The 20,337-nt window shown below is 65.0% G+C and carries 22 protein-coding genes; 13 read left to right on the plus strand and 9 right to left on the minus strand.

Features of this window, described 5'->3' with window-relative positions:
* The first annotated feature begins 68 nt into the window (after nt 1–68).
* Nucleotides 69–578 carry a DUF421 domain-containing protein gene (locus B2W22_RS03440; protein WP_175185705.1) on the plus strand — a complete coding sequence of 170 codons (510 nt, stop codon included), beginning with the start codon at nt 69–71 and terminating at the stop codon, nt 576–578.
* A 79-nt stretch (nt 579–657) separates the two neighbouring features.
* Here the strand turns inward: B2W22_RS03440 and B2W22_RS03445 are convergent, their stop codons facing one another.
* Nucleotides 658–2,208: a PAS domain-containing sensor histidine kinase gene (locus tag B2W22_RS03445; protein WP_286936193.1), complete on the minus strand. Its 1,551-nt coding sequence runs from the start codon at nt 2,206–2,208 to the stop codon at nt 658–660.
* Nucleotides 2,209–2,375: 167 nt separating this feature from the next.
* On the opposite strand from B2W22_RS03445, the gene galU reads away from it, so the two are divergent.
* The 3 genes from galU to B2W22_RS03460 all read left to right on the plus strand — a co-directional run bounded on the left by galU (nt 2,376) and on the right by B2W22_RS03460 (nt 4,658).
* Nucleotides 2,376–3,209 (plus strand): UTP--glucose-1-phosphate uridylyltransferase GalU, encoded by an 834-nt coding sequence (gene galU / locus B2W22_RS03450; RefSeq protein WP_175185707.1) that lies wholly within the window; start codon nt 2,376–2,378, stop codon nt 3,207–3,209.
* A gap of 17 nt (nt 3,210–3,226) precedes the next feature.
* On the plus strand, nt 3,227–3,442 hold the full coding sequence (locus tag B2W22_RS03455; RefSeq protein WP_175185708.1) for a hypothetical protein: 216 nt from the start codon (nt 3,227–3,229) through the stop codon (nt 3,440–3,442).
* A 142-nt stretch (nt 3,443–3,584) separates the two neighbouring features.
* Nucleotides 3,585–4,658, plus strand: a complete 1,074-nt coding sequence (locus tag B2W22_RS03460) for an FUSC family protein (RefSeq protein ID WP_286936194.1) — start codon at nt 3,585–3,587, stop codon at nt 4,656–4,658.
* A 78-nt stretch (nt 4,659–4,736) separates the two neighbouring features.
* Here B2W22_RS03460 and B2W22_RS03465 read toward each other — a convergent pair whose 3' ends face one another.
* Nucleotides 4,737–5,906 carry a zinc-dependent alcohol dehydrogenase gene (locus B2W22_RS03465; protein ID WP_286936195.1) on the minus strand — a complete coding sequence of 390 codons (1,170 nt, stop codon included), beginning with the start codon at nt 5,904–5,906 and terminating at the stop codon, nt 4,737–4,739.
* A 455-nt stretch (nt 5,907–6,361) separates the two neighbouring features.
* Between B2W22_RS03465 and glf the strand changes: the two genes are divergently transcribed.
* The 4 genes from glf to B2W22_RS03490 are packed head-to-tail and all read left to right on the plus strand — an operon-like array spanning nt 6,362 to nt 12,408.
* Nucleotides 6,362–8,608, plus strand: a complete 2,247-nt coding sequence (gene glf, locus B2W22_RS28425) for a UDP-galactopyranose mutase (protein WP_349679446.1) — start codon at nt 6,362–6,364, stop codon at nt 8,606–8,608.
* Nucleotides 8,609–8,616: 8 nt separating this feature from the next.
* Nucleotides 8,617–9,762 carry a beta-glucosidase gene (locus B2W22_RS03480; protein ID WP_217467861.1) on the plus strand — a complete coding sequence of 382 codons (1,146 nt, stop codon included), beginning with the start codon at nt 8,617–8,619 and terminating at the stop codon, nt 9,760–9,762.
* Between the two features lie 3 nt (nt 9,763–9,765).
* The gene (locus B2W22_RS03485) at nt 9,766–11,562 is read left to right on the plus strand and encodes an ABC transporter ATP-binding protein (RefSeq protein WP_175185712.1); all 1,797 of its coding nucleotides are present in this window, start codon (nt 9,766–9,768) and stop codon (nt 11,560–11,562) included.
* Nucleotides 11,563–11,592: 30 nt separating this feature from the next.
* Nucleotides 11,593–12,408, plus strand: coding sequence for a DUF2243 domain-containing protein (locus B2W22_RS03490; protein ID WP_286936196.1), 816 nt, complete (start codon nt 11,593–11,595; stop codon nt 12,406–12,408).
* 445 nt (nt 12,409–12,853) lie between these two features.
* On the opposite strand, the gene B2W22_RS28430 is transcribed toward B2W22_RS03490, so the two are convergent.
* Nucleotides 12,854–13,372 (minus strand): SDR family NAD(P)-dependent oxidoreductase, encoded by a 519-nt coding sequence (locus tag B2W22_RS28430; RefSeq protein ID WP_349679447.1) that lies wholly within the window; start codon nt 13,370–13,372, stop codon nt 12,854–12,856.
* A gap of 282 nt (nt 13,373–13,654) precedes the next feature.
* On the opposite strand from B2W22_RS28430, the gene B2W22_RS03500 reads away from it, so the two are divergent.
* Nucleotides 13,655–14,548, plus strand: coding sequence for a manganese catalase family protein (locus B2W22_RS03500; protein WP_175124313.1), 894 nt, complete (start codon nt 13,655–13,657; stop codon nt 14,546–14,548).
* A 61-nt stretch (nt 14,549–14,609) separates the two neighbouring features.
* Here B2W22_RS03500 and B2W22_RS03505 read toward each other — a convergent pair whose 3' ends face one another.
* Nucleotides 14,610–14,849, minus strand: coding sequence for a hypothetical protein (locus B2W22_RS03505; protein WP_175124314.1), 240 nt, complete (start codon nt 14,847–14,849; stop codon nt 14,610–14,612).
* Nucleotides 14,850–14,871: 22 nt separating this feature from the next.
* The gene (locus tag B2W22_RS03510; protein WP_175124315.1) at nt 14,872–15,600 is read right to left on the minus strand and encodes an SDR family oxidoreductase; all 729 of its coding nucleotides are present in this window, start codon (nt 15,598–15,600) and stop codon (nt 14,872–14,874) included.
* A 141-nt stretch (nt 15,601–15,741) separates the two neighbouring features.
* On the opposite strand from B2W22_RS03510, the gene B2W22_RS03515 reads away from it, so the two are divergent.
* On the plus strand, nt 15,742–15,966 hold the full coding sequence (locus tag B2W22_RS03515) for a hypothetical protein (RefSeq protein WP_175124316.1): 225 nt from the start codon (nt 15,742–15,744) through the stop codon (nt 15,964–15,966).
* Between the two features lie 28 nt (nt 15,967–15,994).
* Here the strand turns inward: B2W22_RS03515 and B2W22_RS03520 are convergent, their stop codons facing one another.
* The 4 genes from B2W22_RS03520 to B2W22_RS03535 form a co-directional block, all read right to left on the minus strand.
* Nucleotides 15,995–16,141: a hypothetical protein gene (locus B2W22_RS03520; RefSeq protein ID WP_175124317.1), complete on the minus strand. Its 147-nt coding sequence runs from the start codon at nt 16,139–16,141 to the stop codon at nt 15,995–15,997.
* Between the two features lie 106 nt (nt 16,142–16,247).
* Complete coding sequence (locus B2W22_RS03525; protein ID WP_286936197.1) at nt 16,248–16,757, minus strand: ferritin-like domain-containing protein; 510 nt, start codon at nt 16,755–16,757, stop codon at nt 16,248–16,250.
* A gap of 152 nt (nt 16,758–16,909) precedes the next feature.
* Nucleotides 16,910–17,473 (minus strand): DUF4142 domain-containing protein, encoded by a 564-nt coding sequence (locus B2W22_RS03530; protein ID WP_286936198.1) that lies wholly within the window; start codon nt 17,471–17,473, stop codon nt 16,910–16,912.
* 132 nt (nt 17,474–17,605) lie between these two features.
* Nucleotides 17,606–17,863, minus strand: a complete 258-nt coding sequence (locus B2W22_RS03535) for a DUF1488 family protein (protein ID WP_175124320.1) — start codon at nt 17,861–17,863, stop codon at nt 17,606–17,608.
* A 457-nt stretch (nt 17,864–18,320) separates the two neighbouring features.
* Here B2W22_RS03535 and B2W22_RS03540 point away from each other — a divergent pair, with 457 nt between their 5' ends.
* The 3 genes from B2W22_RS03540 (at nt 18,321) to B2W22_RS03550 (ending at nt 20,246) form a co-directional block, all read left to right on the plus strand.
* Nucleotides 18,321–18,545, plus strand: a complete 225-nt coding sequence (locus B2W22_RS03540) for a CrpP-related protein (protein ID WP_175124321.1) — start codon at nt 18,321–18,323, stop codon at nt 18,543–18,545.
* A gap of 216 nt (nt 18,546–18,761) precedes the next feature.
* Entirely contained in the window at nt 18,762–19,013 is a 252-nt protein-coding gene (locus tag B2W22_RS03545) for a hypothetical protein (RefSeq protein WP_175124322.1), read from the plus strand.
* Between the two features lie 354 nt (nt 19,014–19,367).
* Nucleotides 19,368–20,246, plus strand: a complete 879-nt coding sequence (locus B2W22_RS03550; protein ID WP_175124404.1) for a ZIP family metal transporter — start codon at nt 19,368–19,370, stop codon at nt 20,244–20,246.
* Nucleotides 20,247–20,337 lie beyond the last annotated feature (91 nt).

Below are 20,337 nucleotides of genomic sequence, written 5' to 3' on the forward strand. Positions count from 1 at the left end.
GCCGCGCCAGGCTTGTTCGGGCACGGCACTTGCTCGCCGTTCGATGTTTCATTGTCGGAGGCGCCACGATGGACCCGGACTGGTCGACGATGTTTTCGTTTTCGCTCTCGCCGCTAGAGATTTTCATCCGCGGGACGATCGTCTATTGGTTCATCTTCTTGCTGCTGCGGCTTGCCGGCCGGCGCGATGTCGGCTCGCTGGGCGTGGCCGACATGCTGGTGCTGGTCCTGATCGCCGACGCCGCGCAGAATGCGATGGCGGGCGAATACAAATCCATTCTGGACGGCATGGTCCTGATCTCCACGATCATCGGTTGGACCGTGCTGGTCGACCGGGTAGGCTACTTTTTCAAGCCGCTTGGCCGCCTGCTCGAATCGGACCGCGTATGCCTCGTGCGCGACGGCGTGATCGCCAAGCGCGCGCTGCGCCGCGAATACCTGACGGAAGACGAGCTGATGAGCCAGCTCCGGCTGAAAGGCGTCCTCGAAGTTTCAGAGGTGCGCCGCGCGTATATGGAGCCGGATGGAGATATCAGCGTCATCAAGCGCCGGGCGCACAACCGCTTTCGCCGGACCTAACGCCGCGCAGCCTGACGCCCATCCGTCGGGAACGTCGGCCACCGCCCGCGGGGATCACCGCAGCGCCATGCGTCGGCCCTTACGGCATCGTGTGCGCATCCTCGGTCAGCACCTGCATCAGCGCCTCGACGGAGTACGGTTTTTGCATGACCGGGAATCCCAGCGCCCGCGGTCCGGCCATCGCATCGCTATAGCCGCTGGCCAGCACGATCCGAATGCCGGGCCAATTTTCTCGGATCCGGCGGGCGAGTTCCATCCCGTTCATGCCGGGAAGCACCAGATCCAGGATCGCCAGGTCAAAGCCGCCGTTGCGTTGCTCCAGTTCGTGCAGGGCTTTCTCGGCATCGACCGTCCACGTCAGGTCCTGGCCCAGTTCCGCCAGCCATGCCGACACCACCTCGCCGACCATGCGGTTGTCTTCCACCAGCAGCACCTGGCGGCGCACCGGCACGTTGAGGATGACGCCGGCGGCAGGCGCCTCGACCACCTCGCCAGGTGACGTGACGGCCGGCAGGTAGAGCGTGAACGTGGATCCCTTGCCAACCGTGCTGTCCACGGTCACGTCGCCGCCGGACTGCTGCACGAAGCCCTGCACCTGGCTCAGACCCAAACCAGAATTCTCATGCTGGCCTTTGGTGGTGAAAAAAGGCTCGAACACGTGCGCCAGCACGCCGGGCGCGATACCCGCGCCGGTGTCCTGCACGGAGAGGGCCACATGCGGGCCATTGAGTTTGGTATGGTCTTCCAGTTCCGACGCGTCCGGCACAACCTTAGCCAATATCTTGAGTTGGCCGCCAGCCGGCATGGCGTCGCGCGCATTCATGATCAGATTGAGCAACGCGGATTCAAGTTGCCCCGGGTCCGCGAAGATCGTGCAGTCGCCCGGCCCGAACTCGTAGCTGATTGCCACGTGCGATCCGACCGAGGTCTCGAAAAGCTCCCGCATCGACGCCAGGCTGTCACGCACATCAAACGCGTGCGGCTGCAGCGGCTGCCGCTTGGCGTAGGCCAGCAACTGCCGGGTCAGCTGAGCTGCCTTTTCGGTGGTGTCGATGATGATGCCCACGTAGCGCATCAGCGAGGGGGGCAGTTCCGGATAGCGCTTGATGAACTCCGCGGAAAAGCGGATCGCGGTCAGGAAGTTGTTGAAATCGTGCGCAACGCCGCCGGTGAGGCGGCCGATGGCTTCCATGCGCTGGGCGTGATGCATGGAATCGCGGGCTTCCTGCAGTTGCTCGTGCCGCTCCTTCTGTTCGGTGATGTCGCGCGTGATCTTGGCGTAACCGACGAGGACGCCCCGGTCGTCATGGACCGGATCGATGACCACGCTGCACCAGAAGGTACTGCCGTCCTTGCGGACGCGCCAGCCCTCGGCCTCAAAGCGCCCTTCACGCCGCGCCGTCTCCAACGCACGCTCCGGCACGCCGGCATTTCGGTCTTCAGGTGTGTAAAAAACGGAGAAATGCTGCCCGATGATCTCGTCCGCGCCATAGCCCTTGAATCGTTCCGCGCCGGGATTCCAGCTGCTTACGCGGCCCTTGGCGTCGAGAAGATAGATAGCGTAATCCCGCACTGCGCCGACTAGAAGGCGATAGCGGTCCTCGGACGGAAAATCCGGTAAAGAAGTCATGCAATGTCCCCACCTGCGTGTTTATTCATGCTCATCGCTCTCAGCAAACGCCGTGCCGTTCAGAAAATCCTGTTACAGCAATCGCCAAACGGGCACAGAATTTGCTGTAACCCGTAGTCAGTGGGCGGCCCATTCCAGGCGCCGCCCGGGCATAGAGGGCCTTAATAATGCAACCGATTCGTAAAGCTGTATTTCCCGTCGCGGGCCTGGGCACCCGCTTTCTTCCCGCCACCAAGGCCATGCCCAAGGAAATGCTGCCCATCGTCGACCGGCCGCTGATCCAGTATGCCGTTGAAGAAGCGGTCGCGGCAGGCATCACCGAACTGATCTTCGTCACCGGCCGCAACAAACGGGCGATCGAGGATCATTTCGACCGCGTGCCCGAACTTGAGTACGACTTGGAGGCGAAGAACAAGAACGCCCTGCTGGAGACCGTCCGCAACGTCATTCCGGACAGCGTCAAATGCGTGTACACCCGACAGCCCGCCGCCCTGGGGCTCGGCCACGCCGTGCTTTGTGCGGCGAACATTGTAGGCAATGAACCGTTTGCCGTGCTGCTGGCGGACGACATGATAGACGCGGACGCCCCCGTGATCGGCGAAATGATGAAGGTTGCCCGGGAATTCGAGGGCAGCGTCCTGGCGATCCAGCAGGTGCCAAAAACCAACACGCACCAGTACGGGATCGTGTCCGGCAGCCGCAAGGCGCACAGCGTCATGAGCCTGACCGGCATCGTGGAAAAGCCCAAGCCCGAGGACGCGCCGACCGACCTGGCGGTGGTCGGACGCTACATCCTGGAACCCCAGATCTTCGCGCTGCTGGAAGCCACCCAGGCGGGCGTGGGCGGCGAAATCCAGCTGACCGACGGCATCGCCGCCCTGCTCAAGTCGCGCAAGGTCTTCGGCTTCGAATACGACGGCGTGCGCTATGACTGCGGCAGCAAGGAAGGCTTTTACCGCGCCACGATGGAAATCGGGCGCAAGTACCACAACCTGGCCTGAGAGAAAGGAGTCTTTCCATGACCGATTCGAAACCCGCTCCCCCGCCCAATCCGCCGCCGTCACCGCATGTCGACCGCGCCGAGACCGGCTTCACGGGCCAGCCGACCGAGGACGGGCCGCCGACGGGGGACGTGAATCAGAACCCCGACTCCAATTCGGGATACCCCGCCGGCGGCTCGCAAGCGCCGGCCGGCAAGGATCCGTACGGACGTCCCAAGCAGTCCGATTCCTGAGCCTGCCCGCCGCATTCACCTTGCGCCTTCAGCGACCGCACGGGGCCGTCCGCGTGCGGTCGCTGCCATCTGGCGCCCGTATTTCCGTGCCCGCGGGCGATGCCGACGCCCCCGCGCCATGCTGTAGATGAATCAGTTGCCGATGAGCCCCCTCTTTTCCCATTTATTGAAACGCGCTGCCGCCTACCGGGCCGCCATTGCCGAGGACGGCGTCCGCCTGCCGCTGCAGACCGTGGCGGCGGTACTGCTTGCCTTCGGCTGCATGACGTGGTGGCAGATGCCGGACGTCGCGTGGGGCGCCTTCTCCGCCCTTTTTGTGGTGCGCGCCACGGTCGAGGGCACGGTCGGCGAGGCCGCGGCCCGCATCCTGGGCGCACTGATCGGGGTGGCGCTGGGCATCACGCTCGTGCCGTTGGCGCACGCCGCCGACATTCCGGCGCCATGGAGCATCGTGGCCGGCGTGGGGGCCGCCGCCTGCCTGTCGATACGCTGGCCGACGCTGAACTACAGCCTGGTCACGGCAACCATCCTGACCGTCACGCCGGACGCCGACATCGTCGCGGGCGCGGTGAACAAGACGCTCGCCATCGTCGTGGGGTCCATTGCCGGGATCCTGGCCGCTTTTGCGGTGCTGCCCCTGTCGGCCCGATACAGCATGCGCTACAACCTGGCCGCGTCGCTGCAGCTCTATGGCGAACTGCTGGTCGAATGGGCCGCCGCCGTGAACGAAGGCCGTGCCCGGCCCCGGCCCCGCGACAAGCCCGCCCTGGAACGTACCCACTGGCGCGCACGCGACATGGCAAGCCAGTCGCGATCAGTGCCCATTCGTATTCTGGGCGCGGACACGCAGGCCCATCGGCTGCAGGAACGGATCGAGGAACTGTGGTTGACCGTGCCGCTGATGGAACGCATCGGCGGCATGGATCTGACCGACAACGTCTGCCACCGTCTGGGCCCCGCGCTGCACGACGTCGCGATGGCGGCACGGCAGCAGATCGATGGACTGGCCCGCGTCATTCGCGACAAGGGCGCCGAAGCGCCCATGTGCAGCACCGGTGAGCCATTTGCCAAACTGGATGCCGCTGTCGAGGAAGCCGCGAGCGGCGGCAGCTTCACGGCCCGCGAGCGCGTGGCCGTGGATCTCATCCGCTGGTCGTGGCAGGAAGTCACGCGGGAACTGGACGCCTTGTGCGACACCGTCCAGCCGGAGTCCTGACAAACGCGAAGCCGGATGCAGGATTTCCGGCCTCGGTGGTCAAAGCCCAACGATTAAATGGGTCAACGCGTCAAGACTTCAAGGCGTCAGCACGACCTTGATGCAGCGGTCTTCCTTGTCACGGAACGTCTTGTACAACTCAGGCCCGGCCTCCAGCTTGGCGCGATGCGTGATGACGAACGACGGATCGATCCTGCCCTGCACGATGAGGTCGAGCAGCTGGTCCGTCCAGCGCCGCACATGGGTCTGGCCCATGCGCCACGTCAGCCCCTTGTTCATCGACGCGCCAAACGGAATCTTGTCGATCATCCCGCCATACACGCCGGGCACCGACAGAATGCCCGCCGGCCGGCACACGTACATCATTTCGCGCAGCACGTGCGGCCGGTCGGTCTCGGCGCCCACGGCCTGCTTCATGCGGTCGTACATATGCTCCATTGTGCTGCTGGCGTGCGACTCCATGCCGACCGCGTCGATGCATTTCTCCGGCCCTTTGCCGTTGGTCAGTTCCTTCAACCGCTCCACGACATCCTCGTCCTGAAAGTTGATCGTGATTGCGCCAGCATCGCGCGCCATCTGCAGGCGTTCCGGCACGGATTCGATGCAGATCACCTGGCGCGCGCCCAGCAGGATCGCGCTCTTGATCGCCATCTGGCCGACGGGGCCACCGCCCCACACCGCGACCGTGTCGGTCGATTCGATGTCGCATTGCTTGGCGGCCTGCCAACCGGTGGGCAGAATGTCTCCCAGAAACAGCACCTGTTCATCCGACAACTCGTCGGGCACCTGCACATGCGTTGAATCCGCAAACGGCACGCGCACGTATTCCGCCTGGCCGCCGGCATAGCCGCCAGTCAGATGCGTGTAGCCGAACAGCCCGGCCGTCGTGTGGCCGAACATCTTGGCCGCCTGCGCCGCATTGCGGTTCGTGCGCTCGCAGACCGAGAAGTTGCCGCGCTTGCACTGGTCGCACTCCCCGCAGGTAATGGTGAACGGGATCACCACGCGATCGCCGATTTTCAGGTTCTGCGCCTGCGCGCCGACTTCCACGACTTCGCCCATGAATTCATGGCCCATGACGTCGCCGGATTTCATGCCCGGCATGAATCCATCGAACAGATGCAGGTCGGACCCGCAGATTGCGCACGCGCTCACCTTGATGATCGCGTCGCGCGGATGCTCGATGACAGGATCAGGGACGGTGTCGTAGCGGATGTCGTGTTTGCCGTGCCAGCAAAGTGCTTTCATCAGAATCTCCTTTGACGTGACCGCAACACGCGATCAGGCAGGGCGCAGCAACTGCCATGCCGCGAGCCACGATTCATCTGAAATGTCCGCGCGGACGCAGGAGCGAACGCAGAACTTGCAACGCCGGTCGAAAAATATCCACGACGCGTCAACACCTTGGGCCGCAATCGCCATTGATCCCCGCGATTTATCGCAGCCCCGCGTCCCGCGCGCGTTCGGCACGATGCTTGCGAAGCCCTTTCACACGCTTTCGGTGTGATACCCCGGCTCAAGCCGCCCCGCCATCACCAGACCCATCCCCATCTCCTGGAGTTTCCATGCGTACCGTCGATTCCTCAATTGGCGGCGCACCCCACGCCCGCCCTCCCACCGCACCGGAAGCACCTGCGGCGAACGGATGGCTGACGCGCGAGCGCCCTGCGATATTGTGCTTTTCCCATCTCCGTTGGAATTTCGTGCACCAACGGCCCCAGCATCTGATGACGCGTTTCGCGCGGGCCCACGCCGTCTACTACGTTGAAGAGCCTGTCTGGGAAGACGCCGCCCGCCACGGCTGGCTCGAGTCCAGCCGCGCCGATGGCGTCACCGTCATCACGCCGCACGTGGCGCGGGAAACGGCCGAGCAAGACCAGCGCCGCCTGCTTGCCGAGCTTGTCCGCGAGCACGGCCTTGCCACACCGGTCCTTTGGTACTACACGCCGATGAGCCTGCCGTTTACCGAAGATCTTGACGCCGGGCTCGTGGTGTACGACTGCATGGACGAACTGTCCGCGTTTCGCGGCGCGCCGCCGGAACTGGTCGCGCTGGAACGGCAACTGCTCTCGCGCGCCGACGTTGTCTTCACGGGCGGACAAAGTCTTTACGAGTCCAAGCGACAGCTGCACCCGAATGTTCAGGCGTTCCCCAGCAGCGTGGACCGGCAGCATTTCGCGCGGGGCCGGACGTCGGCCAGCATCCCTGCCGACCTGCTCGCAATTCCATCTCCGCGCCTGGGCTTTTACGGCGTGCTGGACGAGCGCTTCGACACGGCACTGCTGGCGCAGGCGGCCGGCATGCGGCCCGAGTGGCAGTTCGTGCTGATCGGCCCGGTGGTCAAGATCGACCCGTCCACGCTGCCGCAGGCGCCCAACATCCATTACCTTGGCTCGCGCACGTACCCCCAGCTTCCTGACTATCTGGCGGGATGGGACGTCGCCCTGATGCCGTTCGCGATGAACGAATCCACGCGCTACATCAGCCCGACCAAGACGCCGGAATACCTGGCGGCGGGCAAGCCCGTCGTCTCCACACCGATTGCGGACGTCGTGCGCGCCTACCGCGGCTGCCCCGTCGTGCACATCGCTGCGGACGCGCCAGCCTTCGTCAACGCGATAGCGCTTGCGCTGGACGCGGCGGCCGATCCGGACACGGTGGCCCAGCACGCCGACCGCGCATTGGACGGCATGTCGTGGGATCGAAGCTGGGAAGGCATCTGCGATGCGATGAATCGCGCCTGGACCAGCTCCGCGCGCGGGGCCAGTCAGGCGTTCCCGGTGCCGGCCGCCCTGCGGCTGCCGCAAAGCCTGACGCCCACGCACTACGACTGTCTGATCGTCGGTGCAGGCTACGCTGGCAGCGTGCTGGCCGAACGCCTGGCGCGCGGCAGCGGCAAGCGCGTCATGGTGGTGGACCGGCGTCCGCACATCGCGGGCAATGCTTACGACTTCTATAACGAGGCGGGACTGCTCGTGCACCGTTACGGTCCCCACATCTTCCACACCAACTCCGACAAGGTGCTGCAATACCTGTCCCGGTTTACGGAATGGCGGCCCTATGAACACCGGGTCCTGGCCCGCACCGACGGCATGCTGGTACCGATGCCGATCAACCTCACGACCCTCGAACGGCTGAACGGCCGGAGCTTCACCGCCGCCGAGGCCGAACAATTCCTGCAGACGGTGGCCGAGCCGGTTTCCGTCGTGTCCAGCGCCGAGGACTACGTCGTGTCGCAGGTCGGCCGCAACCTGTACGAAAAGTTCTTCCGCGGGTACACCCGCAAGCAATGGGGCCTGGACCCCTCGCAACTGGACCGTTCCGTCGCCGCGCGCGTACCCACGCGGCTTTCGCGCGACGACCGCTACTTCACTGACCGCCATCAATGCATGCCGCTCAAAGGCTACACGCACATGTTCGAGCGCATGCTGGACCATCCCAACATATCCCTTGCGCTCGGGATGGACTTCGAGGCAGCCAAGTCGGCGTTCAGCTATGACGAGCTGATCTATACCGGCCCCATCGACGAATACTTCGGCTATTGCTTTGGCCCGCTGCCGTACCGGTCCCTCAAGTTCCGGCACGAAACGCTGGATGAGGAATGGCACCAGCCCGTCGGCGTCGTCAACTACCCGGCCGAAGACGTCCCTTACACCCGCATCACGGAATACAAGCACCTGACCGGCCAGCGCCACGCGAAGACCGCCGTGACCTACGAGTATCCCAGCGCGCAGGGGGACCCGTACTACCCCGTCCCGCGCCCCGAAAACGCTGCGCTGTTCCGGCGGTACCAGGCGCTGGCGGATGCGTGCGAAGGCGTGCATTTCGTCGGCCGCCTGGCGACTTATCGCTACTACAACATGGACCAGGTCGTGGCGCAGGCCCTGTCCACGTACGAGGAGATGGCAAACCGGCAGGCAGAACCGCGCGGTGCGGTCGTGGCCGAATGAATCGGGGCATGGCGTTTCAGAGCTTCCTGCAGGCGGGGTTCGAGTGCTCCTGTCACCGCTTCCCCGATGGCCGGCAGCTTGACCTGATCGAGTCCACGGGCCATGCGAAGTGGGCGGCCCAGGACTACGCCGCCATCGCCGCGCTGGGCATGCGGACGGCAAGGGACGGGGTGCGCTGGCACCTCGTCTGCCCCGCCGCCAACGTATACGACTGGTCTTCGCTGCTGCCGCTGCTACGTGCCGCCCGCGACAGCAACGTCGAAGTGATCTGGGACCTGTGCCACTACGGCTGGCCGGCGTGGCTGGATATCTGGTCGCCCTCCTTTCCCGAGGCGTTCGCCCGATATGCCGCCGCAACGGCCCGCCTGATTGCAGGAGAAACCGATATGCCCACCTGGTATTGCCCGATGAACGAAATCTCGTACTGGAGCTGGGCGGGCGGCGACATGGCGCACTTCGGGCCATGCACGCTCGGCCGCGGCCTGGAACTCAAGCGGCAGCTCGCCCGCGCCGCCATCCAGGCCAGCGACGCGATCCAGGAAGCCGACCCGGACGCGCGTCTGGTCTGCGCCGAGCCGCTGATTGCCATTCAGCCCGCGCAACCCGGCGACGCCCTGGAAGCCGCGGCGGCCAGCGAGGCCCAGTTCGAAGCACTCGACATGCTGTGCGGACGCGGGCACGCGGACCTGGGCGGCGACGAGCGCTACGTCGACGTCATCGGGTTGAACTACTACCCCCACAACCAATGGCTGCACCGCGGCGCGCCCCTGCCATGGGACGACGCGCGCTACACGTCCCTGGCCCACCTTCTGCAGGGTTGCGCGCACCGCTACGGCAAGCCCTTGTTCATTGCAGAAACCGGGGCCGAAGGTCTCGCTCGCCCCCGCTGGATGCGCTATGTCGCCGACCAGGTCGCGCTGGCGCAGGCGCGCGGCGTCGACGTCGCGGGCATCTGCCTGTATCCGGTGACGGACTACCCAGGCTGGGAAGACGACCGCCACTGCCCGACCGGCCTCCTCAGCGCGCCCGCGTCCGATGGCCGGCGCAGCGTGTACGCCCCGCTCGAAATCGAACTGCGCGCGCAGGCGGTACGCGCGGGCCGCGGTCCCGCCGGCCTGCTCCCGGCGCCCGCACGCAGCGCCGACGGAGATTGAGCCATGCCAGACCTGCCCGCCCTCCCCACCCATCCCACGGCCTTTCTCTGGCGGTACGTCCGCCAGCGGCCCTGGGCGTTCGGCTTGCTGGGGTTGATCGTCGTCCTGGCCGGGGTGTGCTCGGTGACGGTTCAGTACGCCATGAAGCTCATCGTCGACGCCATGGCCCTGGGCGCAGACGCATCCGTGCAGGTGTGGTGGGCGCTCGGCCTGTTCCTCGCCGTCATCGCCATTGAAGCCGCACTATGGCGCTGCGGCGGATGGCTGGGCTGCCGCAACATCGTGGCCGCCTGCGCGGCGCTGCGGGTCGAGGTCTTCGAGCACCTGAGCCACCATTCCACCCGCTACTTCCGCCAGCACCACTCCGGCGCCCTCGCCAACCGCATCTCGTCCACCGCAAGCGCCGCCGGCGCCATCTACGGCGCCATGGTCTGGAGCATCGTGCCGCCCTGCGTCGACTTCCTGGGCGCCGTCGTCGTGCTCAGCATGGTCGACTGGCGCATGGCCGCCGCCCTGCTCGGCTTCGTCCTCGTGCTGGCCGCCATCATCATCTCCTTCGGCGCGCGCGGGCGCAGCCTGCACCAGCAGTACGGCGAGCAGGCCGCCCACGTCGGCGGAGAAATCGTCGACGCCATCTCCAACATCTGGGCCGTGCAGGCCTTCTCCGCCCAGGCGCGCGAGCGTGCACGCCTTGAAAAGGCGCTCGGCGAAGAAGCCCGCGCCCAACGCCGAAGCTGGATGTACGTCGAAAAGGCACGCGTCATCCATGACGCCTGCCTGTGGCTCGTGGCCGGCGGCATGCTGCTCTGGGTGCTGCGCGCCTGGGAACAGGGCCAAGCCAGCCCCGGCGACGTCGTCGTCGTCAGCGCGCTCACCTTCCGCATCCTGCATGGCTCGCGCGACCTCGCGCTCGCGCTCGTCGGCACCGCGCAGCAGTTCGGCGTCATCGCCGAGATGCTGCGCCTGGTCGGACGGCCACACTCCGTGCCCGATGTACAGAACGCCCAAACGCTGCGCGATCCCGCCGGCGCCATCGCCTTCGAAGGCGTCCAATACACCTACCCCGACGGCTGCCATGCGCTGCGCGGCATCACCCTATCCATCCGCCCCGGCATGAAAGTAGGCCTGGTCGGCGCCTCCGGCGCCGGCAAATCGACCCTGCTCTCGCTATTGCAGCGCGCCGACGAACCGCAACAGGGCCGCATCCTGATCGGCGGCCAGGACATCCGCGAGGTCACGCTAGCAAGCCTGAAAGACGCCATCTCCGTCGTGCCGCAAGACGTCAGCCTCTTTCGCCGGACCATCATGGAAAACATCCGCTACGGCCGGCCCGACGCCACCGAAGAAGACGTCATCACCGCCGCGCGCCAGGCCCATTGCGACACCTTCATCCGGCGCCTGCCCGACGGCTACGCCACCATCGTCGGCGAACGCGGCGCCCTGCTATCCGGCGGCGAACGCCAGCGCATCGGCATCGCCCGCGCGTTTCTGAAGGACGCGCCCATCCTGCTGCTCGACGAAGCCACCTCCGCGCTGGACAGCTACTCCGAACAGCTCATCAAGGACGCCCTGGCCGAACTCATGCGCAGCCGCACCGTCGTCGCCGTCGCGCACCGGCTGTCTTCCCTCACGCGTTACGACCGCATCGTCGTCATCGACGCCGGCCGCATCGTGGAAGACGGCTCGCTCGACGAACTGCTGGCCGCGCGGGGGCCACTCCGTGCGTTGTGGGACATGCAGGCCGGTCACGACCGCCGCAGCAGCCAGGACGGCATCCACCCGATTCCCGCCACCGCCTGACCGCCTTTACCGACTATTCCAGGAGCCCTGATGGAACTCGTCCGCCCTACCGATGATCCGACCGTCCCCCGCCGCCTGCGCCGCGCCAGCTTCCTGCTGGGCTTCGCCATGGGCGGTTTCTTCGATGGCATCCTGCTGCACCAGATCCTGCAATGGCATCACCTGCTCTCCAACATACAGGTCGGCCCCCTGGGCAGCCTGAACGCCCAGGTCGCCGCCGACGGCATCTTCCACGCCATCATGTACGTCATCGCAGCCGCGGGCTTGATCGAGCTATACCGCGCCCGCTCCGCCGCCACGACCGGCCCCGCGCTCCGTCCGCGATGGGGCCACTTCTGGATCGGCTTCGGCGCCTGGCACATCATCGACGCGCTGCTCTTGCACTGGATCACCGGCATCCATCGCATCAAGATGGACGCGGAGAATCCGCTGGTGTGGGACTTGGCCTGGTTTGTCGTATTTGGCGTGCTGCCGCTGCTGTACGGCTGGCGCACACGCAACCATCGCCGTCCGCCGCCCACAGGACGCACGAGCAAGACGTTTGCCAGCTTGCTGGTTGCAGGCGTGCTGACCGGCGGGCTGATGAACCTTTTTCCCTTGCGCGCGGACGCCAACACCACCGTCATCGCACTGCGGCCCGGCGCATCGCCCGGGGCGATGTTTCAGGCGCTGGCCGATACCGATGCGCGCGTCGTGTGGTCAGATTCGCAGGGATCCGTGTGGGTGATGACCGCGATTCCGACGGCGGAGAAGCTGCGGTTGTTTGCGGCCGGCGCGATGTACGTCAGCGGCTCGGTGGCACCGGCCGGTTGTTCGGCGTGGCTGAAGGCAGGCACCACCAGTTGACGTGCGCTTTCCTGCGCCGCCCTCAGACACCCAGCAAAACGATCTGCGGTTCGGAGAAGAGCGCACGCCGCAAGCGCGAAGCGTCATCGCCAAACGCAAAACACCGCGTAAGTCCCACCAGGCCGCCCGCGCGGCCGACGTGGGACGGGCCCCGCAAACCGCTCCATACCCAAAAGACGCAGCCAAGAACCTCAAGAACTCCACCCGCCCCAGCGCCCGCCAAGCTCAAGCCACTGGAGGATCAGATCCGCCGTCAGCCACCGCCCCACCGCGCTGCTGCCGAAACAGCCATCCAGCCATACGGTCCGCCAGCCCCGGCATATTCTGACCCAGCGTAGAAATAGCCCGCGACGCGCTCCCCACGTACAAATCCCGCGTCGGATGCTCCGCCGCGTGCAGAATCGCATCAGCCACCGCCTCAGGCGCGTAAACCGGCGCTGGGAGGCTAGGCTGAACGTCCATATAGTTGCGCGCGTGCGAAGTAAACCCCGTAGCGATCGAAGCCGGCTTGATCAGCGTCACCGACACCGGCGCCGCGCACGATATCGTTCAGCACGCTGTTCAGCCTGTTTTCCTGGCGTCCCACCAACACCACCTTCGCCCCGCGTTCAGCCGCCATCTTCGCTGTCGCCGCGCCGATGCCGCTGCTCGCGCCCGTAATCACCATCACCTGCTCACGTAGCGGTTTCAGTTTCAATTTCATTGAGTGCTCCCGGTTCCTAACGCGAAAACCGCGCAGCGGATCGGGCCAGCAATCCCCATTCCTGAAACGCGCCCCAAACGCCACCCCGTCCGCATCCATCATTTGGCTGCCCGAATTCTCGATGCACCCATCCGGACCGTTGTCGAAAAATTTACCGATGCTGGCAGCGTTGGTAATCGCCGTCGCAAGACGCCTGGTGGTAGTGGCCGACTCGCGCTTCAACGCAACGGCCGCCGTGCTGCAGCCGCCGCAGCGGACCATGCGGAACCCTGTTGCCGGCAACATTCCCGCGCTGGTTCGGCTGGCGGGTCGCGCTCGATGCGATCGCTTTCGTGGCTTTCCTGGCGATCTTTTATCTGATGGTCTTCAAGCAAGCGTGATCGCGAGAAAGCCTGGCCGTCAGGAACATTTGTTGCGGCATCGGTTCGCTGTCCGCGGCTTGCAAGAGGACAGATCCAACCACGGAGCACACACCCTGCGGCACACGTCCGAACGCGCCGCGCACACGCATCCCGGCAGAGCGCCGGGTATCAGGAGAACGTTATGTTTGCACACAACAAGCGACTGCAATACACGGTACGTGTCAGCGAGACCAACCCCGGTCTTGCCAATCTGTTGCTGGAACAGTTTGGCGGCCCGCAGGGCGAACTGGCGGCGGCCTGTCGCTATTTCACGCAGGCGCTGGCCGAAGACGACCCGGGCCGCAAGGACATGCTGCTCGACATCGCCACGGAAGAACTGAGCCATCTGGAAGTCATCGGCACGCTCGTCGCCATGCTGAACAAAGGCGCCAAAGGCGTACTGGCCGAAGCCACGGAATCCGAAGCCGAGATCTACCGGCGTCTGAACGGCCCGGGCAACGACTCGCACGTCACGCAGGTGCTGTATGGCGGCGGTCCGGCATTGATCAATTCGGGCGGCCAGCTCTGGAATGCCGGCTACATCGACACCATCGGCGATCCGTCGGCGGACCTGCGGTCCAACATCGCCGCCGAGGCACGCGCCAAGATCATCTACGAGCGCCTCATCAACGCCACCGATGATCCGGGCGTCAAAGACGCGCTGGGCTTCCTCATGACCCGTGAAGTGTCGCACCAGCGCTCTTTCGAAAAGGCCCTGTATTCGATCGAGCCAAACTTCCCGCCCGGGAAGCTACCCGGCGACCCGCGCTTTGCCTCGGTGTACTTCAACATGTCGCAGGGCGACGGCGACACCCGCGGCCCGTGGAACAGCGACGCCAACTTCGAGTACATCTCGGACCGCGAAGAACAGGGCGCCATCGACGGCGACGGCATGCCCAATGTGAACCTGACCGAAGACGAAGTGCTGGCCCTGCAGGCCATGGCGGCCCGCACGGCGTCGGACCCGAGCAGCGACCCGGTGACGGGTACGGAGCTCGGGCAGGTGAATGCGGCCGACGAACTGAAGCAGCCGTAACGCGACGCGCCGCAGCCCGGCGCATCCCTTGCCCGCCCCGCCCTTTCGGCCGGGCGGGCTTTCATTTTTTGCGGTCGGGCGGCTGACCTTGTCCGGACCGGTTGTCCACGGGCGGGGCGTCCGGCGTGGCGCTTCCCGGGTCCCACACGTCCGCAGGGTCCATGCCGGGCGGAAACTGGCGGCCCGCGCCCGTGCGGTTCGGATCGGCCGGGCGGTCCGAGAGCGTGCGCTCGCCGGGCGGCACCGGCTTGCGGTCCGCGTCGGCGGGGTCGTCCTGATGGGAATGGGGCTTCGTGCTCATGGGTCATCTCCTTGGGGTGTGTTCAGGGCCAGGACGTTTCCTGCATCGGCAACACCATCACCTCGGGCACCACGGTTTCCGGCGGTTGCGTCAATACGAAGCGCACCGCACGCGCGACGTTGGCGGGATCCTGCAGCGTGCTCGTATCGATATCCGGAAGCCGGTCCAGGAGGAACGGCGTGCGCATGCCGCCGGCGATGACGGCGCTGACCTTGATACCCATTCCGCGCAATTCAGCATGCAGGGCATGCGACAGGCCTAGCAATCCCCACTTGCTGGCGTGGTAGGCACTGGCGTTGGGCCACGCACGCCGCGCTGCGGTAGAAGCCACGTTCACGATATGGCCGCCGGGGCTGAGGCGGTTCTTGCCCAGCTTTGCCATCAGGAACGGTCCCGTCAGATTCGTGCGCAGCACGCGCTCCCAGACGTCGGGATCGAGTTGGTCGATGGACGCGGTGACATCGACGCCGGCGCTGTTCACGATCGCGTCCAGCTTGCCGAACTGCCGCACGACCGCGTCCATGCACTCGGCGACGTCGGCCGCCACGCCCACGTCCATGACGCAGGCCATGACGTCCGCGCCGCCTTCTTTCAGCTTGCCCGCGACAGCATTGGCACGCTGCTCGTCGATGTCGCTGACCGCGATACGGGCGCCTTCGGCCGCAAGCTGCTCGCACAGCGCCGCACCCAATCCGCTGCCGCCGCCGGTCACAAGGATTACCCGTCCGTCCAGACTCTCAAATTCATGCATGGTTGCGCTCCATTAAGCCGCGATGCGTGCGGCTGTCCGACGATCGCCGATCCCTGCGCACGAGTCCCGGATGCTGCGATGCGTATTGACCACGCAAAGCCCGCATGCACCAATACCCCGAATGGCGAACAGGAGGCACACATGGCGAACCCCGCATATAAGCGTGTGATGGAGGTGGTGGCAGCCGCCGCCGATGGCACCACCTACCGGATCGACAGATATTGCTCGCAGCCCCAAGGAGATGCGAAGGCCAGTTCTTATTGCTGCCTGCCTGACGGGCAGCTCGTGACATGGCAGGGAGACGGACATTACAAGCTGCCCGACGGCACGATCGTCACGATGGTGGCATCGCGACTGTGCTCCTAGTGCGCTCGGACCGGATCAAGCAGCGCAGCTATATCCCGCGAATCAACAGCCCAACGATGAACAGCACGGCCACGGCGCCAATCCAGACGGCCAGCATCAGCCACGGTCCCCGGCCAGTCCTGGCGCCGCGCCGCGCCGGGCGGGCGCGGCTGGAAGTATCGTCAACAGGTTTCATGATGCGCTCCCGGATCCCCACGCCCCGCTGGTGAGGCGATGACGGCCCTGCGCCGCGAGGACACAGGGCCGCATCAGCATCGTCACCCGCTTCATGCAGGTTGCAATTACTTTGCCTTGCCCGCCTGGGCCGCTTCAGCATTGGTCTGCTGCAGCGCCAGCATGCTCAGCTTCTCGTCGGTGGCCTTTTCTTCGGCCAACGTTTCCTTCAACAGCTTCAGTGCTTCGGTCTCGCCCAGTAGTTGCTTGGCGAAGGTGCAAAGCGTGCCGTAGCTGGCGATCTCGTAATGCTCGACCTTCTGCGCCGCAGCGATCAACGCAGCATCGCGCACCGGGCCTTCCTCAACGTCTTCGATGACGTCTTTGCCTTCTTCCACCAGGCCTTCCATGGCGGCGCACTTGATCCGCTTCAGCCTGAAATCCGCGCCTTCGACGATCTTGTCGATGCGTTCGATCTGTCCGCGCGTCTCTTCAAGGTGCGTGTTGAAGGCTTCGGCCAGCGTGGGGTCAGTAGCGGCGCGTGCCATCTTCGGCAGGGCGCGCGTCAGTTGCTTTTCGGCGCTGTACACATCCGATAGCTCGTGAATAAACAGGTCCTTCAATGTCTTCTGGCTCATGATCACTCCTGTGTGTGGATCGATGGGGAAGCGGGCCTTGCCCGTGCGGTAAACAGCAAGACGCATGCCGGTGAGTCTTACCGAAATAGCGAACGGGCAGGCCCGCTTGATCCATCAGTCGCCGGTGGGGACACCGGCACGTCGCAACGCATTTACTTCTTGGCCGACACGCTTTGCTGCAAGGTCTTTGCGGCCTGCAAGTGCTGCTGCAGGCTGGGCAGCGTTTCGATCGCGAACTGCTTGACCTCCGGGTCCTTCACTTCCTTCGAAGCCTTCTCGAACAGCTTGACCGCGTCCTCGTGCGCGTCCACGCCGATCTCGTCGGCGTACGCCTTGTCGAAGCCTTCGTCACGCAGTCCCATGGCCTTGAGCTTGGCCGTCTGCATCATCGAAGGATCCTTGGGCGGCTCAAAGCCCTTGCTCTTGGCCAAGGCCTCGAGCTGCTGGGCCAACTTGGTGTGATCGTCGATCATCTTCTGCGCAAATTGCTTGACCTCGGCGTTCTGCGACTTTTCCAGCGCCATCTTGCTGCCGGCAACCTCGAGATGGCCGGACTCCGCGGCGTCTGTCAAAAAGCCGCGAGCCTCGCTATCGAGCTTGTTCGTTGCAGCGGGCACCTGGGCGCCAGGGGCCGCCGGGGTTTGCGCAAGCGCAACCGAACTCATGCCGAGGACAATTGCAGCGCCAAGCCCTGCTTTCAAAAGACGGTTTTTCATTCGGACCTCCAGTAGAAAATAAGTCGCCGGCTGTCGGCCTGATGCCGCCCGGCGAACAAGGAACATCCAGCAAACGTCATGCCCGTCCGCGCCGCGAAGCGCGGCCTGCCAGCGACGCGTCCGCGTTCGCAATTAGCCAAAATCGCCCTCGCCCACCTGGATAGGACCGTCGGTCGGCACCCACTGCGTGCGGTGCGCCAGTTCGCGCAACGCATCGGCGCCGCTTTCGAATGCACGCAGCAATTCCGGCGCGGTGTCATCGGCGGCGCCGAACCGCTGCCGCAGCACATCGCCCGATATCTCGAACTGCCGCGTCACACCGGCCGTTTCCATCTCGAATACGATGGCATCGCCTTGTGCTTTCGCGTTGGTCGCTTTGGTGAATTTCATTTCGGTCCCTCCTCGCGAGTGGTTGTCGGAGACGCGCCGCGGTGCGGAGCGCTTGCGGCAAAGGCAGCAAGTCGTGTTCCGTCACACCGCGCAAGTCAAATCTTCCGATCGTGTAGAAATCGCAGCAGTGCATGCGCATCAGCACGCGCGACGCGCCGTCATCTTTCCGCCACGCGCGACGGGAACAATAGTTGCGGCGATCCGGGAGTCACAGCGGCAGGGTTACCGGTCTCTGGTTGGGGAGTCCGGTGGCTGGCACGGCCTCGCCACGTCGCTGTGACCTTTGCGTTTTGTTGGACCGTGAGTCTTCGCCCCGCATCGCGCGGGGCGCTTTTTTGCGGCAGAAATAGCGTGTTTTACGGCGATGTAACAAAGAAACGCAGCGTTACACGCCCTCCGTTGCGCGAGCGCAGTGCCGTCGGCACACTAGCTGCTCGCATCTTTTGGGAGAGTTGCCATGCAAGTGGATATCCAGAAGTTGGGAGCAGACGCCGCGCGCCAGGGGTTGACCCTTTTGGATTGCCCCTATCTTCGCTCCGCAGCCATGCCTGCGCAGACCGGCGAATCAGTCCATGAATGGCGCAGCCGCGTCGAGATGTGGAAAGCCGGCTGGAAAGACGGCGTCAGATCTCGCGTCGTCGGCCGCGCGCCGTCATCCCCCTTCACGATCACCCGCAGGTAGTCACTGCCTGCGGTGCGTATCCCGCCAGGGCCCTGGGCATTGTCCAGGGCCCGATTCATTTGAAGAACCGGCGGGCATTTGGCGGCGCGTTTTCATGGACAAATTCGCTTGCGGGCCTTGGTCGGGAATTCTTGCACTTTGTTGCACCCGCGCGGAGGCAGTTTTTGGAAAATCCCGGGCAGGAAATTTTCCGAACACCACGCTCTGGAGCGCACGATGAATACTGAAAAGGGTATTTGCGTAGATGGATTCAAAGTCCACTGCGATGTCATTGAGTTGCCGAGCGGCAAGTATCGGCTCGACGTCACGACCCGGCGTGACGGCGAACACGACGGGAAGGCCGTCTGGCCCATCCCGAGCGGCAAGCTTTTCTCGGCGCAGCACGAGGCCGAGCGTCACGCCAAATGGATCCTCAAGGGCATCCGGCGCGTCGACGCCAGCGGCGTCCCGCAGTTCTGCCTGACCTGATCTTTGCAAGACCCGGCGCATTGCGCGCTTAAGTCTTCTGGAGCGCCCTCGGGCGCTCTTTTTTCGTTGACCCCGCCCCCGCCGCGGGTCCGGGCACGCGCATTGCTCTGGCGTCACGGTCCTGTAGTGTCAATGCGCTATCGCACCACCGCAGAACCACAGCACGACATGGCCGGCAGCCCAGCAACGAGGCGCCGGCCCTTCAAACCGAGGAGCATCATGAAACGGCCACGCCACCGCACGCAAAAGGATTCAGCGCTTACGGCATACGCATGGCCATCTTGGCCGCTGACGTCGCGACGCTTTCCGGGATCGCGTTAAGTGCCCCGCCCCGCCGTGCAGGACGGCCAAACCCTGCCGGATCCGCGCGCGTCCACGCTGAAGGGCCTGCTTGGAACCTGTCTGCTCGCACTCAGCGCGTTCGGCGTCTTCGCGCTGTGGCGTTACCTGGACGCCTCGCATCCGGCGGTGGGTGCAGCGCTGCTGGGCGGCTTGCTTGCCGCTGGCGCCACCGCGCTGGGCGCGTTGCCGGTGGCCTTTTCGCAACGGGTGCCCGAACGGGTCCAGGACACGTTGCTGGGATTCGGCGCCGGCATCATGCTGGCCGCCTGCGCCTTTTCTCTCATCATTCCGGGCCTGGACGCCGCCCGCGAGCTCGGCAGAGGGCCATGGGGCGCCGGACTCTCCATCGCCGGCGCCATCCTGCTCGGCGCGTCGGCGCTGCTGATTCTGGACCGCGTCTTGCCGCACGAGCACTTCATCAAGGGCAAGGAAGGCAAGCCTGCCCGCAACCTGCGGCGAACGTGGCTGTTCGTGTTTGCGATCACGCTGCACAACTTTCCCGAAGGCCTGGCGATCGGCGTCGGTTATGCCGGAGCAGACCCAGTGCAGGCCGGCTCGCTGGCCTTGGGGATCTCGATTCAGGACGTGCCCGAAGGCCTGGTAGTGGCCATCGCGCTGCTGGCCGCCGGGTATCGGCGCGCGTTCGCGGTGGGATTCGGCATGGCCTCCGGCCTGGTGGAACCGCTGGGCGCAGTGCTGGGTGCAACCATCGTCGGCTGGTCGGCGTCGTTGCTGCCGTGGGGGTTGGGCTTTGCCGCGGGCGCCATGCTGTTCGTCATCAGCCACGAAATCATCCCTGAGACCCATCGGAAAGGTCACGAAGTCCCCGCCACCTGCGGTCTGATGCTGGGATTTGTGTTGATGATGGTGCTGGACACGGCCCTGCAGTGACGTCAGGCCAGCGATACGGCTTAACCGGTATACACGCGTCATTCAGCCCTTTGGTGCAATGTGCGTTGACGACGCTCATCCGTTTTCAGTA

Source organism: Achromobacter sp. UBA4530 (assembly GCF_002388205.1).
Lineage (GTDB): Bacteria > Pseudomonadota > Gammaproteobacteria > Burkholderiales > Burkholderiaceae_B > Achromobacter > Achromobacter animicus.

Coding starts and splice junctions, on each gene's coding strand:
- B2W22_RS03440 (WP_175185705.1), top strand. CDS start 69: ATGGACCCGGACTGGTCGACGATGTTTTCGTTTTCGCTCTCGCCGCTA.
- B2W22_RS03445 (WP_286936193.1), bottom strand. CDS start 2,208: ATGACTTCTTTACCGGATTTTCCGTCCGAGGACCGCTATCGCCTTCTA.
- galU (WP_175185707.1), top strand. CDS start 2,376: ATGCAACCGATTCGTAAAGCTGTATTTCCCGTCGCGGGCCTGGGCACC.
- B2W22_RS03455 (WP_175185708.1), top strand. CDS start 3,227: ATGACCGATTCGAAACCCGCTCCCCCGCCCAATCCGCCGCCGTCACCG.
- B2W22_RS03460 (WP_286936194.1), top strand. CDS start 3,585: ATGAGCCCCCTCTTTTCCCATTTATTGAAACGCGCTGCCGCCTACCGG.
- B2W22_RS03465 (WP_286936195.1), bottom strand. CDS start 5,906: ATGAAAGCACTTTGCTGGCACGGCAAACACGACATCCGCTACGACACC.
- B2W22_RS03480 (WP_217467861.1), top strand. CDS start 8,617: ATGGCGTTTCAGAGCTTCCTGCAGGCGGGGTTCGAGTGCTCCTGTCAC.
- B2W22_RS03485 (WP_175185712.1), top strand. CDS start 9,766: ATGCCAGACCTGCCCGCCCTCCCCACCCATCCCACGGCCTTTCTCTGG.
- B2W22_RS03490 (WP_286936196.1), top strand. CDS start 11,593: ATGGAACTCGTCCGCCCTACCGATGATCCGACCGTCCCCCGCCGCCTG.
- B2W22_RS28430 (WP_349679447.1), bottom strand. CDS start 13,372: ATGGTCCGCTGCGGCGGCTGCAGCACGGCGGCCGTTGCGTTGAAGCGC.
- B2W22_RS03500 (WP_175124313.1), top strand. CDS start 13,655: ATGTTTGCACACAACAAGCGACTGCAATACACGGTACGTGTCAGCGAG.
- B2W22_RS03505 (WP_175124314.1), bottom strand. CDS start 14,849: ATGAGCACGAAGCCCCATTCCCATCAGGACGACCCCGCCGACGCGGAC.
- B2W22_RS03510 (WP_175124315.1), bottom strand. CDS start 15,600: ATGCATGAATTTGAGAGTCTGGACGGACGGGTAATCCTTGTGACCGGC.
- B2W22_RS03515 (WP_175124316.1), top strand. CDS start 15,742: ATGGCGAACCCCGCATATAAGCGTGTGATGGAGGTGGTGGCAGCCGCC.
- B2W22_RS03520 (WP_175124317.1), bottom strand. CDS start 16,141: ATGAAACCTGTTGACGATACTTCCAGCCGCGCCCGCCCGGCGCGGCGC.
- B2W22_RS03525 (WP_286936197.1), bottom strand. CDS start 16,757: ATGAGCCAGAAGACATTGAAGGACCTGTTTATTCACGAGCTATCGGAT.
- B2W22_RS03530 (WP_286936198.1), bottom strand. CDS start 17,473: ATGAAAAACCGTCTTTTGAAAGCAGGGCTTGGCGCTGCAATTGTCCTC.
- B2W22_RS03535 (WP_175124320.1), bottom strand. CDS start 17,863: ATGAAATTCACCAAAGCGACCAACGCGAAAGCACAAGGCGATGCCATC.
- B2W22_RS03540 (WP_175124321.1), top strand. CDS start 18,321: ATGCAAGTGGATATCCAGAAGTTGGGAGCAGACGCCGCGCGCCAGGGG.
- B2W22_RS03545 (WP_175124322.1), top strand. CDS start 18,762: ATGAATACTGAAAAGGGTATTTGCGTAGATGGATTCAAAGTCCACTGC.